Source organism: Streptomyces fradiae (assembly GCF_041270065.1).
GTDB lineage: Bacteria > Actinomycetota > Actinomycetes > Streptomycetales > Streptomycetaceae > Streptomyces.
Genome location: NZ_CP065958.1, coordinates 4,804,169 through 4,818,003 on the forward strand (window position 1 = coordinate 4,804,169; position 13,835 = coordinate 4,818,003).

At 74.2% G+C, this 13,835-nt stretch carries 17 protein-coding genes; 14 read left to right on the forward strand and 3 right to left on the reverse strand.

All coding sequences use genetic code 11. The annotated features are described in order from the left end of the window. The first annotated feature begins 34 nt into the window (after positions 1-34). The 6 genes from JAO84_RS22180 (at position 35) to JAO84_RS22205 (ending at position 5,232) form a co-directional block, all read left to right on the forward strand. Positions 35-403 (forward strand): holo-ACP synthase, encoded by a 369-nt coding sequence (locus JAO84_RS22180; RefSeq protein ID WP_265867493.1) that lies wholly within the window; start codon positions 35-37, stop codon positions 401-403. 4 nt (positions 404-407) lie between these two features. Then, positions 408-1,865: an NAD(P)H-hydrate dehydratase gene (locus JAO84_RS22185; RefSeq protein ID WP_370414424.1), complete on the forward strand. Its 1,458-nt coding sequence runs from the start codon at positions 408-410 to the stop codon at positions 1,863-1,865. A 231-nt stretch (positions 1,866-2,096) separates the two neighbouring features. Further along, positions 2,097-3,245 carry an alanine racemase gene (alr, locus tag JAO84_RS22190; RefSeq protein ID WP_370414425.1) on the forward strand — a complete coding sequence of 383 codons (1,149 nt, stop codon included), beginning with the start codon at positions 2,097-2,099 and terminating at the stop codon, positions 3,243-3,245. A gap of 13 nt (positions 3,246-3,258) precedes the next feature. After that, positions 3,259-4,398 carry an alpha/beta fold hydrolase gene (locus JAO84_RS22195; RefSeq protein WP_370414426.1) on the forward strand — a complete coding sequence of 380 codons (1,140 nt, stop codon included), beginning with the start codon at positions 3,259-3,261 and terminating at the stop codon, positions 4,396-4,398. Between the two features lie 14 nt (positions 4,399-4,412). After that, the gene (gene tsaE, locus JAO84_RS22200; RefSeq protein ID WP_370414427.1) at positions 4,413-4,934 is read left to right on the forward strand and encodes a tRNA (adenosine(37)-N6)-threonylcarbamoyltransferase complex ATPase subunit type 1 TsaE; all 522 of its coding nucleotides are present in this window, start codon (positions 4,413-4,415) and stop codon (positions 4,932-4,934) included. Between the two features lie 124 nt (positions 4,935-5,058). After that, the gene (locus JAO84_RS22205) at positions 5,059-5,232 is read left to right on the forward strand and encodes a hypothetical protein (protein WP_370414428.1); all 174 of its coding nucleotides are present in this window, start codon (positions 5,059-5,061) and stop codon (positions 5,230-5,232) included. Between the two features lie 43 nt (positions 5,233-5,275). On the opposite strand, the gene JAO84_RS22210 is transcribed toward JAO84_RS22205, so the two are convergent. After that, on the reverse strand, positions 5,276-5,845 hold the full coding sequence (locus JAO84_RS22210; RefSeq protein WP_370414429.1) for a hypothetical protein: 570 nt from the start codon (positions 5,843-5,845) through the stop codon (positions 5,276-5,278). A 118-nt stretch (positions 5,846-5,963) separates the two neighbouring features. On the opposite strand from JAO84_RS22210, the gene tsaB reads away from it, so the two are divergent. The 7 genes from tsaB (at position 5,964) to JAO84_RS22245 (ending at position 11,196) form a co-directional block, all read left to right on the forward strand. Then, the gene (gene tsaB, locus JAO84_RS22215; RefSeq protein WP_370414430.1) at positions 5,964-6,623 is read left to right on the forward strand and encodes a tRNA (adenosine(37)-N6)-threonylcarbamoyltransferase complex dimerization subunit type 1 TsaB; all 660 of its coding nucleotides are present in this window, start codon (positions 5,964-5,966) and stop codon (positions 6,621-6,623) included. A 20-nt stretch (positions 6,624-6,643) separates the two neighbouring features. Further along, complete coding sequence (gene rimI, locus JAO84_RS22220; protein ID WP_370416834.1) at positions 6,644-7,114, forward strand: ribosomal protein S18-alanine N-acetyltransferase; 471 nt, start codon at positions 6,644-6,646, stop codon at positions 7,112-7,114. Further along, the gene (tsaD, locus tag JAO84_RS22225; protein WP_370414431.1) at positions 7,104-8,219 is read left to right on the forward strand and encodes a tRNA (adenosine(37)-N6)-threonylcarbamoyltransferase complex transferase subunit TsaD; all 1,116 of its coding nucleotides are present in this window, start codon (positions 7,104-7,106) and stop codon (positions 8,217-8,219) included. The genes rimI and tsaD overlap by 11 nt, the downstream gene beginning before the upstream one ends. After that, on the forward strand, positions 8,216-8,494 hold the full coding sequence (locus tag JAO84_RS22230) for a hypothetical protein (protein WP_370414432.1): 279 nt from the start codon (positions 8,216-8,218) through the stop codon (positions 8,492-8,494). The genes tsaD and JAO84_RS22230 overlap by 4 nt, the downstream gene beginning before the upstream one ends. Positions 8,495-8,530: 36 nt before the next feature. After that, a complete protein-coding gene (locus tag JAO84_RS22235) occupies positions 8,531-9,397 on the forward strand; it encodes a polysaccharide deacetylase family protein (RefSeq protein WP_370414433.1) in 867 nt (288 codons plus the stop codon). Positions 9,398-9,533: 136 nt separating this feature from the next. Then, positions 9,534-9,899, forward strand: coding sequence for a YciI family protein (locus JAO84_RS22240; protein WP_370414434.1), 366 nt, complete (start codon positions 9,534-9,536; stop codon positions 9,897-9,899). A gap of 82 nt (positions 9,900-9,981) precedes the next feature. Next, complete coding sequence (locus tag JAO84_RS22245; protein ID WP_370416835.1) at positions 9,982-11,196, forward strand: RNA polymerase sigma factor; 1,215 nt, start codon at positions 9,982-9,984, stop codon at positions 11,194-11,196. Here the strand turns inward: JAO84_RS22245 and JAO84_RS22250 are convergent. Then, positions 11,184-11,888 carry a hypothetical protein gene (locus tag JAO84_RS22250; RefSeq protein WP_370414435.1) on the reverse strand — a complete coding sequence of 235 codons (705 nt, stop codon included), beginning with the start codon at positions 11,886-11,888 and terminating at the stop codon, positions 11,184-11,186. The two genes, JAO84_RS22245 and JAO84_RS22250, sit on opposite strands and share 13 nt — an antisense overlap. Before the next feature lie 43 nt (positions 11,889-11,931). Between JAO84_RS22250 and JAO84_RS22255 the strand changes: the two genes are divergently transcribed. Further along, positions 11,932-12,618 (forward strand): hypothetical protein, encoded by a 687-nt coding sequence (locus JAO84_RS22255; RefSeq protein WP_370414436.1) that lies wholly within the window; start codon positions 11,932-11,934, stop codon positions 12,616-12,618. On the opposite strand, the gene JAO84_RS22260 is transcribed toward JAO84_RS22255, so the two are convergent. Further along, the gene (locus JAO84_RS22260) at positions 12,563-13,768 is read right to left on the reverse strand and encodes a methyltransferase domain-containing protein (protein ID WP_370414437.1); all 1,206 of its coding nucleotides are present in this window, start codon (positions 13,766-13,768) and stop codon (positions 12,563-12,565) included. The two genes, JAO84_RS22255 and JAO84_RS22260, sit on opposite strands and share 56 nt — an antisense overlap. Positions 13,769-13,835: the final 67 nt, after the last annotated feature.

Genomic DNA, 13,835 nt, shown 5'->3' on the forward strand with positions numbered 1-13,835 from the left:
CAAGTCCATGACCGTGGAGTGAAAGAAGAAGGACATGATCATCGGGGTGGGGATCGACGTGGCGGAGATCGACCGGTTCGCCGCGTCGCTCGAACGCACACCGGGGCTGCTCGGGCGCCTCTTCGTCGACGCCGAGCTGCTGCTCCCGAGCGGCGAGCGGCGCGGACCGGCCTCGCTCGCGGTGCGGTTCGCCGCGAAGGAGGCCCTGGCCAAGGCGCTCGGCGCGCCGGGGAACCTGCACTGGACGGACGCCGAGGTGTACGTCGAGGACAGCGGGCAGCCCCGCCTCCGGGTGCGCGGCACCGTCGCCGCGCGGGCCGCCGAACTCGGCGTGAAGCACTGGCACGTGTCTCTCAGCCATGACGCGGGAGTGGCGTCGGCCGTGGTGATCGCGGAGGGTTGATCCCATGCGTACCGCTTACCGCGTGGAGACCGTACGGGCCGCCGAGGCCGAACTGATGGCCCGGCTGCCGGAGGGCACGCTGATGCAGCGCGCCGCCGCCGGACTCGCCGCCGCCTGCTGCTCGCTGCTCGGCAAGGGGCAGGTGTACGGGGCGCGGGTCGTCCTGCTCGTCGGCAGCGGCGACAACGGAGGCGACGCGCTGTACGCGGGCGCCCGGCTCGCCCGGCGCGGCGCCGGGGTGACGGCGGTGCTGCTCGGCGAGCGGGCGCACGAGGGCGGGCTCGCGGCGCTGCGGCGGGCCGGCGGACGGGTGACCGGCCCGCACGACGATCCGTACGGCGCGCTGGCCGCCGCCGACCTGGTGCTCGACGGCATCACGGGGATCGGCGGGCGGGGCGGGCTGCGGCCCGACGCCGTGCCCGTCGCCCGCGCCGCGCGCGGCTCCGACGCGGTCGTCGTGGCCGTGGACCTGCCGAGCGGCGTGGACGCCGACACCGGCGAGGTCGCGGGGGAGGCGCTGCGCGCCGACGCGACGATCACCTTCGGCACGTACAAGCCGGGTCTGCTCGTCGACCCGGCCCGGGAGTACGCGGGCGCGCTGCGGCTCGTCGACATCGGCCTCGGCGCCACCCTGCCGTCCGTGCCCGACCTGGAGGCGCTGCAGCACGAGGACGTGGCGCGGCGGCTGCCGGTGCCGGGCGCGGAGTCCGACAAGTACCGGCGCGGTGTCGTCGGCATCGTCGCCGGCTCCGCCCGCTACCCCGGCGCCGCGGTGCTCGCCGTCTCCGGCGCGCTGCGCGGCGGGGCGGGCGCGGTGCGGTACGTCGGGCCGGCGGGCGACGCGGTCATCGCGGCGCACCCCGAGACCCTGGTCCACTCCGGCCCGCCGGAGCAGGCGGGCCGCGTCCAGGCCTGGGTCGCCGGACCGGGCCTCGGCGAGGGTCCAGGCGTGTCCGTCGCCCTCGACCAGGTCCTCGCCACCGACGTCCCCGTCCTCATCGACGCGGACGGCCTGCGCGCCCTGACCCCGGCCGCCGTCCGCGCCCGCTCCGCCCCCACCCTCCTCACCCCCCACGCGGGCGAGGCGGCGGCCCTCCTCGGCGTCCCCCGCGAGCAGGTCGAGTCGGCCCGCCTGGCCGCGGTCCGTGAACTGGCCGCCCGCTACGGCGCCACGGTCCTCCTCAAGGGCTCGACGACCCTCGTCTGCGCCCCGGACCTCGCGACCCCGATCCGCGTGAACCCGACCGGCACCTCCTGGCTCGCCACCGCCGGCAGCGGCGACGTCCTCTCCGGCCTCTCCGGCGCCCTCCTGGCCTCCGGCCTGCCGCCTCTGGACGCGCTGTCGGTGGCTGCGTACCTCCACGGCCTGGCGGCCCGCCGCGCGTCGGGTGGCGGGGCGCCGATCGCGGCGAGCGACGTGGCGGAGGGGCTGCCGGGGGCGTGGCGGGACGTGGTGGGTTGAGGGGGCCCTGGCGATTCCGTTGTGGGCATACGTTCCGCAGGGGCGGAACGGGTGGGCACAACGGACGGCGCCCGTTGCCGGGCCTAGGCTTCCGGGCCTGTGCCCGCACCACGGGTGCGCCGCGCTGGTGGTGCGGGTAGGCCCGGGTGCGGGGCGCGCCCGCAACGGTGGGCGAACCGCCCGGGGCGGGCAGGCGCGGTCGCACCGTCCGCACCTGAGAGACTGGGGCCGATGACTCAGACACAGCCGCCCCGCCGAGCCCGCGCCGAGATCGACCTCGGGGCGCTGCGTGCGAACGTCCGCACGCTGCGCGCCCGGGTCGCGCCACACGTTCAGGTGATGGGCGTGGTGAAGGCGGACGCGTACGGACACGGGGCCGTGCGGTGTGCGCGGGCCGCGCTCGACGCCGGGGCGACGTGGCTGGGGACGGCGACGCCGCAGGAGGCGCTGGCGCTGCGGGCGGCGGGGCTGACCGAGGCGCGGATCATGTGCTGGCTGTGGACGCCCGGGGACCCGTGGGCGGAGGGCGTCGAGGCCGGGCTCGACATGTCCGTCAGCGGGATGTGGGCGCTGCGCGAGGTGACGGAGGCCGCGCAGACGGTCGGGCGCCCGGCGCGGATCCAGCTCAAGGCCGACACCGGCCTCGGCCGCAACGGCTGCCAGCCCGCCGACTGGCCCGAACTCGTCGGCGAGGCCCTGAAGGCCCAGGCCCAGGGGCTCGTACGGATCACCGGACTGTGGTCGCACTTCGCCTGCGCCGACGAACCCGGGCACCCCTCCATCCCCGCCCAGCTGGACGTCTTCCGCTCGATGCTCGACTACGCCGAGAAGGCCGGTGTCGAGCCCGAGGTCCGGCACATCGCCAACTCGCCCGCCACCCTGACGCTCCCCGAGGCGCACTTCGACCTCGTCCGGCCCGGCATCGCGATGTACGGCGTGTCGCCCGACCCGGCCCTCGGCACCTCCGCCGAGCTCGGCCTGCGCCCGGTGATGTCGCTCAAGGCGAGCGTCGCCCTGGTGAAGCAGGTGCCGGCCGGCCACGGCGTCTCGTACGGGCACCACTACGTCACCCCGGACGAGACCACCCTCGGCCTGATCCCCCTCGGCTACGCGGACGGCATCCCCCGGCACGCCTCCGGCCGCGGCCCGGTCCTGGTCGGCGACCGGGTGCGGACGGTGGCCGGACGGGTCGCGATGGACCAGTTCGTGGTCGACCTCGGCGGCGACGCGCCCGAGCCCGGCACCGAGGCCGTGCTTTTCGGGCCCGGCGACCGGGGCGAGCCGACGGCCCAGGACTGGGCGGAGGCCGCCGACACCATCGCGTACGAGATCGTCACCCGGATCGGCGCGCGCGTCCCGCGCGTCTACGTGGGGGACTGAAAGGGGCTCGGGCGTGGGTGACGAGACCTGGCGGAGGGCCGGCTGGGCCGGGGCCGCGATAGGCGTGCTCGCCGCCGGCGCGGCGGCCGGGGTCGCGATCGAGCGGCTCACCGTGGGGCGTTCGGTACGGCAGAAGGCGCGGCTCGCGCTCGACGCCGAGGGTCCGTACGGCGCCCTGCGCGGCACCCCCGGCAAGGCGGTCGCCGACGACGGCACCGCGCTCTACTACGAGGTCGACGAGGTCGAGCCCGACCCCTCCGCACCCCGCCGGCGCCGGCTCTTCGGACGCAAGGCCCCCACCCCCGTCACCGTCGTCTTCAGCCACGGATACTGCCTCAACCAGGACTCCTGGCACTTTCAGCGGGCAGCGCTGCGCGGCCTGGTCCGCACCGTCCACTGGGACCAGCGCAGCCACGGGCGCTCCGGGCCCGGGCTCGCCCAGGAGGGCCCGGACGGCGTGCCGGTCTCCATCGCCCAGCTCGGCCGCGACCTGAAGGCGGTGCTCGACGCTGCCGCGCCCGAGGGCCCGCTGGTGCTCGTCGGGCACTCGATGGGCGGCATGACGATCATGGCGCTCGCCGAGCAGTACCCGGAGCTCGTGCGCGAGCGGGTGGTCGGCGTCGGCTTCGTCGGCACCTCGTCGGGGCGGCTCAATGAGGTCAGTTACGGCCTGCCGGTGGCCGGCGTCAACGCGGTGCGCCGGGTGCTGCCGGGCGTGCTGCGGGCGCTCGGTTCGCAGGCCGAGCTGGTGGAGCGGGGCCGGCGGGCCACCGCCGACCTGTTCGCCGGGCTGATCAAGAAGTACTCGTTCTCCTCGAAGGACGTGGACCCGGCGGTGGCCCGGTTCGCCGAGCGGATGATCGAGTCGACCCCGATCGACGTGGTCGCCGCGTTCTACCCGGCCTTCGCCGACCACGACGGCACCGCCGCGCTCGCCGCCTTCCGCGAGCTCCCGGTGCTCGCCCTCGCCGGCGACCGCGACCTGGTCACCCCCAGCTCGCACACCGAGGTCATCGCCGACCTGCTGCCGGACGTGGAGCTGGTGATCGTGCCCGACGCGGGACACCTGGTGATGCTGGAACACCCCGAGGCGGTCACCGACCGGATCGCCGACCTGCTGGTACGGGCCGGAGCCGTCCCCGTACCGGGCTAGGTAGGTTGGGCCGTATGGACACACCGCACGACCAGGCCACTGTCAACCAGGCCACCGCCAACCGGGCCACCGTCGAGGTCGACTCGCCCGAGCGGATGCAGGAGCTCGGCCGCCGGCTCGCGAAGCTGCTGCGCGCCGGCGACCTCGTGATGCTCACCGGCGAGCTCGGCGCCGGCAAGACCACCCTGACCCGCGGGCTCGGCGAGGGCCTGGGGGTGCGGGGCGCGGTCACCTCGCCGACCTTCGTGATCGCCCGCGTCCACCCCTCGCTGGTGGCGGGCCCGCCGCTGGTGCACGTCGACGCGTACCGGCTCGGCGGCGGTCTCGACGAGATGGAGGACCTGGACCTCGACGTCTCGCTGCCCGACTCCGTCGTCGTGGTCGAGTGGGGCGACGGCAAGGTCGAGGAGCTGACCGACGACCGGCTGCACGTGCTGATCCACCGGGTCGTCGGCGACACCGACGACGACCGGCGGACCGTCGTCCTCAACGGCATCGGCGCCCGCTGGGCGGCCGAGGACCTGCGGCTGGGCTGAACGTACGCGGCTGAACGTACGTACGTTCCGACAACGTGTCGGGAAAATGTTGCGCCGGTGCGCGCGGGCGTGGTCACATGGATGCACGAGCTGGTTAGGTGTACCTAACCTACGGGAGGCAGGCATGGCGACGCCCGAGCGCGAGGACCGCACCGCGGATGTCAGCACGGACACCGTCCCGATGAGAGTGCTGCTCGCGGCCTGCGCGGCCGCGACCGCCGTGTCCACCCCGCCGCGCGCACGCGAGACCGCGGACGAGGAGCCCGACGCCCCCGCCGTACAGGACGAGGCCGCCTAGCCCGGCTTGGCCGCCGCGCCGCGAACGGGCGTTCCTCCGCTGGTCAGGCGACGACCACGACCTTCGCGCCGATCGACGCGAAGGTCCACATCGCGTCGCCGTCCGCGCGCTTCATCCGGATGCCGCCGGTCTTCTTCGTCGGGTCCGGCTCCTGCGTCGAGCCGTCCACCGCCGCGCTGAAGCCGATCGACACGTCCTGCACCGTCGCGAACCGCACCACGTGCTCGATCTGCACCCCGTCCGAGCCGCGCACCGCGCCGGAGCGCGAGGTCACCGCGTACCTCCCGGGCGGCGGCGAGACCGTGCTCGGCATCACCGAGAAGGTCTGCGTCACCTGGTTCTTCGCGTCCACCAGCCACACCCGGTGGTCCTTCAGCGCGTACACCACGCGCGCGCCCTTGCCGGAGTCGGCGGGCAGCGCCAGCGGGTCCTTGGCGGGCTGCTTCGGCTTTCCGCCCGCCTCGGCCGACGGGGCCGTGCTCGGGGTGCGGGGCTTCGCCGCGAGCTCGGCCGGCGACGGCGCGGCGGCCGAGGCCTGATAGGCGAGGAAGCCGACCACGGCGACCGCCGCCGCGGTGAGCCCGGCCACGAATCCCGAGCTGCTCCGTGCCACCGTGCGCCCACCTTCTGTCGTACGTACGTATCGGTGTCTGATCGCCCCGACCGTAGCACCGCCGCCCCCCGACGAGCGGGGCACCATGTCCGGCGCTCCGGCGCCGTAGGCTGTTCGCGTGCTCTTGCTCGCCATGGATACCGCCACACCCGCCGTCACCGTCGCCCTCCACGACGGCGAGACCGTCGTCGCCGAGTCCTCCCAGGTGGACGCCCGCAGACACGGGGAGCTGCTGCTGCCCGCCGTCGACCGGGTCATGAAGGAGGCCGGGCTCGCGCTCGACGCGGTGACCGGACTCGTGGTCGGTGTCGGCCCCGGCCCGTACACCGGACTGCGCGTCGGTCTGGTCACCGCCGCCGCCTTCGCCTCCGCGCTCGGCGTTCCGGTGCACGGCCTGTGCACGCTCGACGGACTCGCGTACGCCTCCGGCATCCAGGAGCCCTTCGCCGTCGCCACCGACGCGCGGCGCAAGGAGGTCTACTGGGCGCGGTACGAGAACTCCCGCACGCGCGTCACGGAGGCGTCGGTCGACCGTCCCGCCGACATCGCCGAGCAGCTCGCCGGGCTCCCGGTGGTCGGTGCCGGCGCCCGCCTCTACCCCGAGGCCTTCCCGGACGCCCGCGACCCCGAGCACCAGTCGGCCGCCGCGCTCGCCGCCCTCGCGGCCGAGCGGCTGGCGGCGGGGGACCAGGAGGCGTTCCTGGAGCCGCTGCCCATGTACCTGCGCCGCCCCGACGCCCAGGTGCCGAAGAACTACAAGGTGGTCACGCCCCAGTGAGCGGCGTGCGACTGCGCGAGATGCGCTGGTGGGACCTGGCGCCGGTGCTCGCGCTCGAAGCCGAGCTGTTCCCCGAGGACGCCTGGTCGGAGGGGATGTTCTGGTCGGAGCTCGCGCACGCCCGCGGGCCGCGCGCGACCCGGCACTACGTGGTCGCCGAGACGGCGGACGGACGGCTCGTCGGGTACGCGGGCCTCGCGGCGGCCGGCGGCCTCGGCGACGTCCAGACCATCGCCGTCGCCCGCGACCAGTGGGGCACCGGCCTCGGCGGGCGCCTCCTCACCGACCTGCTCCAGCACGCCACGGCCTTCGAGTGCGACGAGGTCCTGCTCGAAGTGCGCGTGGACAACACCCGGGCCCAGAAGCTGTACGAGCGCTTCGGCTTCGAGCCCATCGGTTTCCGGCGCGGCTACTACCAGCCCGGAAACGTGGACGCGCTCGTGATGCGACTGACCGTTCAAGGAACAGAGACTGATTCAGATGGCTGCTGACGAACCGCTCGTACTCGGCATCGAGACCTCCTGCGACGAGACCGGCGTCGGCATCGTCCACGGCACCACCCTGCTGGCCGACGCCGTCGCCTCCAGCGTCGACACCCACGCCCGGTTCGGCGGTGTCGTCCCCGAGATCGCCTCCCGCGCGCACCTGGAGGCCATGGTCCCGACGATCGAGCGCGCCCTGAAGGAGGCCGGGGTCTCCCCGAAGGACCTCGACGGCATCGCCGTGACCGCCGGGCCCGGCCTCGCGGGCGCGCTGCTCGTCGGCGTCTCGGCCGCCAAGGCGTACGCGTACGCCCTCGGCAAGCCGCTCTACGGCGTCAACCACCTCGCCTCGCACATCTGCGTCGACCAGCTGGAGCACGGCCGGCTGCCCGAGCCGACGATGGCGCTGCTGGTCTCCGGCGGCCACTCCTCGCTGCTGCTCTCCTCCGACATCACCGCCGACGTGCGGCCCATGGGCGCCACCATCGACGACGCCGCCGGCGAGGCCTTCGACAAGATCGCCCGCGTCCTGGATCTGGGCTTCCCGGGCGGCCCGGTCATCGACCGGCTCGCCAGGGAGGGCGACCCGGCCGCCATCGCGTTCCCGCGCGGCCTGTCCGGCGCCAAGGACCCGGCGTACGACTTCTCCTTCTCCGGTCTGAAGACCGCCGTGGCCCGCTGGATCGAGGCCAAGCGGAACGCGGGCGAGGACGTGCCCGTACGGGACGTCGCCGCGTCCTTCCAGGAGGCGGTCGTCGACGTGCTCACCCGCAAGGCCGTCCGGGCCTGCCGGGACGAGGGCGTCGACCACCTGATGATCGGCGGCGGCGTGGCCGCCAACTCGCGCCTGCGCGCCCTCGCCGAGGAGCGCTGCGAGCGGGCCGGCATCCGGCTCCGCGTGCCGCGCCCCGGCCTGTGCACCGACAACGGCGCCATGGTGGCGGCGCTCGGCGCCGAGATGGTGGCGCGCGGCCGGGCCGCCTCCGACCTGGAGCTGTCGGCGGACTCCTCGCTGCCGGTGACGGAGTCGCACGTGCCGGGGAACCACGCTCATGACCACGTGCACGACCATGACCACGTGCACGAGGTCAGCAAGGAGAACCTCTACTCATGAGGGTCGCTCTCATGTGGGAGGCGCGGGCGGCCGAGGGACGCGGGGACGAACTCCTCGCCTGGGCGCGGGCCCAGGAGCTGCCGGGGGAGCCGCTGTGCCGCGAGACCTTCCGGGCCCCGCAGGACCGGGTCCTCGTCCTCACCTGGTGGGAGACGGCGGACGGCCTCGACGCCGAACTGCCCGAGCTGCCGGAACCGGACGGGGAGCTGATCACCCGTTCGGTGCACCGCTGGCGCTTCGAATCGGTCTCCCGTCAGTCGGATAGTCGTATCTAAGGCAACCTTTCGCCGGATTCGGGCATCCCACAGCGCGTGAAGAAGACGATCGCGCTGTGGGCGGCCCTGACCGCCGTCGCTCTGTTCGCGGCGACCGGCTGCACCACCGCCGACGCCGACGCCCCGGCCCCGGGAGCCGGTACGGCGACCCCGTCGGCCGGGAACAAGGCCCCCGGGGCCGCTCCGGCCGCCCCGAAGGCCCCGGACGCGGCGGCCGCCGCTGCCGCCGCGTACCGCAAGTGGGGCCTCAAGCCGCTCGCCGCGCCGCCCGCCCCGCCCGCGAAGAAGCCGGTCACCCGCGCGGTCGGCGGTCCCGTCCCGGTCATCAGCGACATCGAGACGGACCAGAAGGTCGTCTTCATCACGATCGACGACGGGGCCGAGAAGGACCCCGAGTTCGTCGCGATGATGAAGGACCTCAAGGTGCCGGTGACGATGTTCCTCACCGACGCCACCATCCGCGCGAACTACGGCTACTTCGAGCCGCTGCTCGCCCAGGGCCACGGCCTCGCCAACCACACCCTCACCCACCCCAACCTGCGCACCCTCTCCCCGGACGCCCAGCACCGGGAGATCTGCGGCCAGCAGGAGAAGCTGGCGAAGGAGTACGGCATCCGGCCCCGGCTCTTCCGCCCGCCGTACGGCAACTGGAACGAGGCCACCCGCGCCGCCGCCAAGGAGTGCGGGGTCGAGGCGATCGTGCTGTGGCGCGAGTCCATGCAGATCCAGAACATGCAGTACCAGCGCGGCGACAAGAAGCTGCACCCCGGTGACATCATCCTGGCCCACTTCCGCGGCCCGTCCGAGCTCAAGGGCCGCACGATGACCGAGATGATGGCCAATCTGCTGCGCCACATCGAGGAGCAGGGCTTCACGGTCGCGCGCCTGGAGGACTACGTCTAGGAGGCTTCGTTCCGAAGCCTCCGGAGAAAACCAGGTCCGGAAAATCCTCGGGTTGGTGTCGATGCGGCCGTGTCCCGTTCGACGTATGAGTGGAAGGCGGGGAACGGCCCCGCCCCACCGCACCCGAGGAGTCACCATGCCCCGCTACCTGTCCCTCGTCCGCATCGAGGAGAACACCATCGACATGGCGTCGGCGGACCCCGGCTTCGAGGAGCGCATGGGCGCGCTGTTCGAGGAGATCACCAAGGCCGGCGTCATGCTGGACACGGCCGGTCTGAAGCCCACCGCCGAGGCCACCCGGATCAGCTGGTCGGACGGGAAGCTGTCGTACACGGACGGCCCGTTCACCGAGACCAAGGAGGTCGTCGGCGGATACGCCATGATGCAGTGCAAGGACATGGCCGAGGCGATCGAGTGGGGGAAGCGCTTCCTGGAGGTGCACCCCAAGCACTGGACGGTGGGCCTGGAGGTCCGCGAGGTCGAGGAGATGCCGGAGGGCTGAGCCCGGTTCGCGGCGGTTGTCAGCGCTCTGTGCTGTCATGTGACCCGTGACGGTGCAGAGCACGCTGGAGACGGTCTTCCGGATGGAGTCGGCGCGGATCATCGCCACGGTGACGCGGATCGTCCGGGACGTCGGCATCGCCGAGGAGATCGCCCAGGACGCGCTCGTCGCCGCCCTGGAGCAGTGGCCGCAGGCGGGCGTCCCGGACCGGCCGGGCGCCTGGCTGACGGCCACCGCCAGGCACCGCGCCGTCGACCTGGTGCGCCGCCGCGAGACCTATGCGCGGAAGCTGGCCGAGGTCGGCCGGACCCTCGCGGAGGAGTCGTACGACCCGGAGCCCGCCGGTCCCGGCGACATCGACGACGACGTGCTGCGGCTTGTCTTCACCACCTGCCACCCGGTGCTCTCCGCCGAGGCGCGCGCCGCGCTCACCCTGCGGCTCGTCGGCGGCCTGCGCACCGACGAGATCGCCCGGGCCTTCCTCGTCCCGGAGGCGACCGTCGCCGCCCGGATCACCCGCGCCAAGCGGACGCTCGCGAAGGCGGGCGTGGAGTTCGAGGTGCCGTACGGGGAGGAGCGCGCCGCCCGGCTCGGCTCGGTTCTCGAAGTCATCTACCTGATCTTCAACGAGGGGTACGCGGCGACCGCCGGCGACGATCTTCTGCGGCCCGGGCTCTGCGAAGACGCGCTGCGGCTCGCCCGCGGCCTGGCCGCGCTGATGCCGGCCGAGAGCGAGGTGCACGGCTTGGCCGCCCTCCTGGAGATCCAGGCCTCGCGCACCGCCGCCCGCACCGGGCCGGACGGGGCGCCGGTGCTGCTCGCCGACCAGAACCGCCGGCGCTGGAACCGGCTGCTGATCCGGCGCGGCTACGCCGCCCTGGAGCGCGCCGTCGAGACGGGCGGCGCCTCCGGCCCGTACGCCCTGCAGGCCGCCATCGCCGCCTGCCACGCCCGGGCGCCCGCCTACGCGGACACCGACTGGGCCACCATCGCCGCCCTCTACGCCCGGCTCGCCGCCGTCGCGCCCTCCCCGGTCGTCGAGCTCAACCGCGCCGTCGCGGTGTCGATGGCCGAGGGCCCCGAGGCGGGCCTCGCCCTCGTCGACGCCCTCGCCACCGCCCCCGGCCTCGACCGCTACCACCTCCTCCCCAGCGTCCGCGGCGACCTCCTCGCCCGCCTGGGCCGTACGGCGGAGGCGCGCGCGGAGTTCGAGCGGGCGGCGGAACTCACCCGCAACGAACGGGAGCGTGAGCTGCTGCTTGCCCGCGCCAGGGACGCCCGGGATCAGGAGGAGTAGCGCAGGATCTGTCCGGCCAAGGTGCCGACGAGGACGGTGCCGTCGGGGGCCGCGTGCAGGCGCGGGGCCGGCGGCGTCGGGTTGCATGCGTAGCTCCGGCCGACCCGCTCGGCGAGCGCTCGCAGGACGGACGGCGCGGGATCGCGGTCGGGGTACGGGAGTTGGGCGTCCGGGTCGATCAGTGGCGCGTCGACGGGGTGCGGCTTGAGGTCGTCGGGGGCGAGACCGAGCCAGTTCTCGCGGGCGAAGGTGGCCCGGGAGCGCTCGTACGTGTCCCCGTCGTACATGGCACAGAGAGTGAGTTCGAGGGTGTGCGCGTCCGTCCAGCGGACCAGCTCGACACCCCAGTTGGTGTCGGGGAAGTCGACGCGGTGGCCGCTCTCGGGCTCGAGCAGGATCAGGTTGCCCTCGCGCATGTACCCGTCGCCGTTGTCGAAGCCGATGGCGAGCAGCGGAAGCGTGGGGTGGAAGGCCATGGTGTCGGTCTCCATGGCGAAGTGCAGGACCTGCGCGCAGGACAGGTCGGCGGTGCGGTAGACCACGACCCGACTCAGGTCCGAGATGACCGAACTGACCGCGAGCCACTGCCCGTCGGCGCTCACGACCGCCTCCGTCGGGTTCCCGAACACCTCGGGGAAGGGCTCGTCGTGGAAGGCGGTGTACGGGGTGGGCGTCCCCTGGGATCCGGTCACCGGGGAAACCCTACGACCCGGCCGGTCGCCTAGGCTCGCCGGTATGTCTCGCCGTACCGCACCGCCCCGCCTGCCCCAACTGCCGCCGCCCCCGCCGCCCGTCGAGCTGCGGAGCTGGCCGGACCGGGAGGCGCTGCTCGCCGACCGGGCGGTCGCGCTCGGGGACCTTTCGCGGCGGCTGCTCGGCGGCGGGCGGCTCGCGCTGTTCCTGACCTGGCTGGCGCTGCTCCAGCTCGGGTGGGGGATGGTCGGGGTGCTGCTCACCTCGCTGTCCAGCGCGCTGAGCGACCCGATCTCGATGCTCATCGGCCTGATCGCGGCCGGCCTCGGCCTCGGCGTGCTCGGGCCGGCGGTCTGGCTGACCGTGCGCAGCGTGCGCCGGGACCGGGTGGTGCGGGAGCGGCTCGTGCTGTGGGCGGCGCTGGACCGGCACGGGCCGACGGACGCGCGGCTGCGGGCCCCGGCGCTGAGCGTCTGCTGGCTGCTGCTGTCCGCCGTGCTGTGCGGGCTCGGGCTGTTCCTGGGCTTCGCCGTCCCCGCCGGGACGGCGACGACCCGGTCGGGCGACGGCTACGGCATGGTCGCGTACGGGATGGGGATCGGCCTCATCCTCTGGATCAACGGGCTCATCGGCCTGAACAAGGCCGTCGCGCACTACCGCCTGGCCGTCCGGCTCAACGCCCCGCCGGCCGCCCGATCAGCATCGTCGGCGCACCCGCGACCCGAGTGAGCAGCACCGTCGCCGAGTTGGGGCCCTTCGGCTTCACCCTCCGCCGGATCTCCTCGGGTTCGACGGCCGAGCCCCGCTTCTTCACGGTCAGCACGCCGACCTCGCGCTCGCGCAGCAGCGCCTTCAACTTCTTGAGGTTGAAGGGGAGTTCGTCGGTGATCTCGTAGGCGGCGGCGTACGGGGTGGGGCGCAGCTCGTCCGCCGTGACGTACGCGATGGTCTCGTCGATCAGACCGCCGTCCAGCTCCTTCGCCACCTCGGCGACCAGGTGCGCGCGGATGACGGCGCCGTCCGGCTCGTACAGATAGCGGCCGACGGGCCGGACCGCCGGGTCCGGCAGCCGCTCTCCCCCATGGCCTTCGGCATGGGAGGTACCCCCAGTGAGTGTGGCGCCGCCGGGCAGCAGGGTGGCGCGGCGGGCGCCCGGCTCGGTGCCGAACCACAGCACCGCCTCCTTCACGTCGCCGCCGTCCGAGATCCACTCGGCCTCGGCCTCCTCCGGCACCGCCTCGTGCGGGACGCCGGGCGCGATCTTCAGGGCCGCGTGCGGGGCCTTGCGGGCCGCCTCGATCGCCCAGGACAGCGGCGGCGAGTACGCCTCGGGGTCGAAGATCCGGCCCCGGCCGCCGCGCCGCGCCGGGTCGACGAACACCGCGTCGTACGGGCTGGTGTCGATCTCCGTCACGTCCGCGCACCGCACCTCGATCAGCTCCGCGAGGCCGAGCGCGGCGGCGTTGGCGCGGGCCGCCTCGGCGGTCAGCGGATCGCGGTCGACGGCGAGGACGGAGATCCCGGCGCGGGCGAGCGCGATCGCGTCGCCGCCGATCCCGGAGCAGAGGTCCGCGACACTGCGCACGCCGAGCGCCTTCATTCGCTCCGCCCGGTAGCGCCCGACCGTCGCCCGCGTCGACTGCTCGACGCCGTTGGGGGTGAAGTACATGCGGTACGCGTCCTCGGCGCCGAACTTCGCCACCGCGCGCTGCCGCAGCCGGGCCTGCCCGAGCGCCGCCGACACCAGTTCGGCCGGGTGGTCGCGGCGCAGCCGCGAGGCGACCGCCAGCTCCTGGGCGGGGTCGTAGTCGCGCAGGGCGGCGAGCAGGGCCTGCCCCTCGGGGGCGAGCAGGGCGGTGAAGGCGGCGAGGTCGGTCACCCTCCCATTGTCGCCGTGGTCCGGCGGCCCCAAGGCCGTGGTCCGTACGGGTGCGGGCCGCCCGGGG